Below are 2,208 nucleotides of genomic sequence, written 5' to 3'. Positions count from 1 at the left end.
AAAGGGCTATCCCCCTCACAGAAGGCCATCTTTCCCACCACCAACAGCGGCTACGGGATCGGTGAAAAGGACAGCATGTGTACGGAGGACTCTCCGCTGCGACCGATATCGGAGTACGGCGTGGCAAAGGTCGAAATCGAAAAGGCCTTCCTGGATAAAGGCAACGCCGTCACCCTGCGTCTGGCAACCGTCTTTGGGATGAGTCCGCGCATGAGAATGGACCTCCTGGTCAATGACTTTACATACCGTGCCTACAAGGACGGCGTCATCGTTCTGTTTGAGGAGCACTTCAGGCGCAACTACATCCACGTCCGCGACGTGGCAAAGGCCTTCGTCTTTACCATCAACAACTATGACAAGATGAAGGGACAGCCCTTTAACGTCGGCCTGAGTTCGGCAAACCTGACAAAACGTCAGCTCTGCGAAAAAAATCAAGGAATACGTGCCAAAACTCTACATCCATTCCGCCGAGGTCGGCGAGGACCCCGACAAGAGGGATTACCTCGTCAGCAACGCAAAAATAGAGGGCATGGGATGGCGCCCTGACCACTGCCTCGATGACGGCATAAAGGAACTGCTCAAGGGCTACAAGATACTAAGACCCAACCAGTTTGCTAACGTCTGATAGAAATAAGGAGGACATAAGGGTGTTATTATGGTAATATCGCGCACGCCGCACAGGATATCGTTTTTCGGCGGGGGCACTGATTACCCGGACTATTATCTGAAGCACGGGGGTAAGGTCCTGGGCGTTGCCGTAGATAAGTACTGCTACCTGAGCGTCAGGAGGCTGCCACCGTTTTTTGACTTCACGCACAGGATAGTCTATTCGAAGATGGAAAACGTCCAGGAAATCAACGACATACAGCATCCCTCCGTGAGAGAGACGCTCAAGTACCTTAATGTTGCCTATGGGGTGTCGATTCATCACGATGGCGACATTCCGGCGCGAAGTGGCATGGGGTCAAGTTCATCCTTCACCGTGGGGCTGCTCAACTCCATGTACGCACTTGAGGGACAGGTGACTTCCAGGGATGAGCTGGTAAAGGAGGCCATACACGTAGAGCAAGACCTGATCAAGGAAAACGTGGGATCGCAGGACCAGACCTTTGCCGCATACGGGGGAATGAACGTGATCAACTTCTTGCAGAGTGGTGAGATCGTCGTGGAACCCGTCATAATGAAGCCTGAGAGGTTGCATAGTTTCAGGGAGCGATTTTTGTTGTTTTTCACGGGGCTTTCCAGATATGCCTCCGAGGTGGCGGGAGACAAAATAAAGAACATCCCCAAGAATCACGACAATCTGACACAGATGAAGGAAATGGTCGATTACGCCTACAAGATACTTACCACCCCCAGCAGGGACCTCAGGGAGTTTGGGGAACTCTTAAATGAGACGTGGAAGTTGAAAAAGACACTGTCAACAAAGATTACTAAACCCGAAATAGACGAAATGTACGATACGGCCATCAAAAACGGTGCCATAGGTGGCAAGCTCCTGGGGGCAGGAGGGGGAGGTTTCATGGTGTTTTACGCCGAACCAAGAGACCACTTTAAGATAAAAAGGGCGCTTGACAAGTTCCTGCACGTACCGTTTAACTTCGACTTTGATGGCTCAAAGATCGTCGTATATCAACCAGACAGGATGTGAAAATGAAATACTCGTTAACCTCCTCAACCTTTGGAACTGAGGAGAAGCAGGCAATGGTTTCAGTGATAGACAGCGACATGTTTACGATGGGTAAGCATGTCCGGGAGTTTGAGGAGCAGTTTGCATCATACATGGGCATGAAACATGCCGTCATGGTCAACTCCGGCTCCTCGGCAAACGTTATAGCAGTGGCGTCGTTGTTTTTCAGGAGTAATGCCCCCCTCCGGCGTGGCGATGAGGTTATCGTACCCTGCATCTCCTGGGCGACGACGTACTATCCGCTGCATCAGTACGGTCTGAAACTGAGGTTTGTTGACGTAGACCTCCATACCCTCAACTACGACATAGACGAACTGAAAAAGGCCATCACGCCACAAACAAAGATGGTCGTGGCCGTCAGCATCCTGGGTAATCCCTGTGACTTTACGGCCATCCGGGAGATATGCACCCAACACGGCGTTATACTGTTTGAGGACAACTGTGAATCCCTTGGTGCCACCCACAAGGGCAGGTACACCGGGACATTTGGATTACTCAACACCTTCAGCACGTTCTTC

At 51.2% G+C, this 2,208-nt stretch carries 2 protein-coding genes and 1 pseudogene; all 3 read left to right on the top strand.

Going from position 1 to position 2,208, the window contains the following annotated elements; translation table 11 throughout:
* Positions 1 to 625, top strand: a pseudogene (locus HWQ67_RS16875) (NAD-dependent epimerase/dehydratase family protein); the annotation flags it as partial.
* A gap of 30 nt (positions 626 to 655) precedes the next feature.
* Positions 656 to 1,651, top strand: coding sequence for a kinase (locus HWQ67_RS16870; protein ID WP_218253853.1), 996 nt, complete (start codon positions 656 to 658; stop codon positions 1,649 to 1,651).
* 2 nt (positions 1,652 to 1,653) lie between these two features.
* Positions 1,654 to 2,208 (top strand): DegT/DnrJ/EryC1/StrS family aminotransferase (locus HWQ67_RS16865; protein WP_218253852.1); only part of this gene is annotated, 555 nt, incomplete at its 3' end.

The sequence above is a fragment of the Candidatus Magnetobacterium casense genome (assembly GCF_019173545.1).
Classification (GTDB): Bacteria; Nitrospirota; Thermodesulfovibrionia; order Thermodesulfovibrionales; family Magnetobacteriaceae; genus Magnetobacterium; species Magnetobacterium cryptolimnobacter.
Note: the sequence above shows the minus strand (reverse complement) of the source record. Positions and strands in the feature narration are given on the sequence as shown.

Excerpts from the sequence above, each read along its gene's own strand:
- HWQ67_RS16870 (WP_218253853.1), top strand. The coding sequence starts at position 656 with ATGGTAATATCGCGCACGCCGCACAGGATATCGTTTTTCGGCGGGGGC.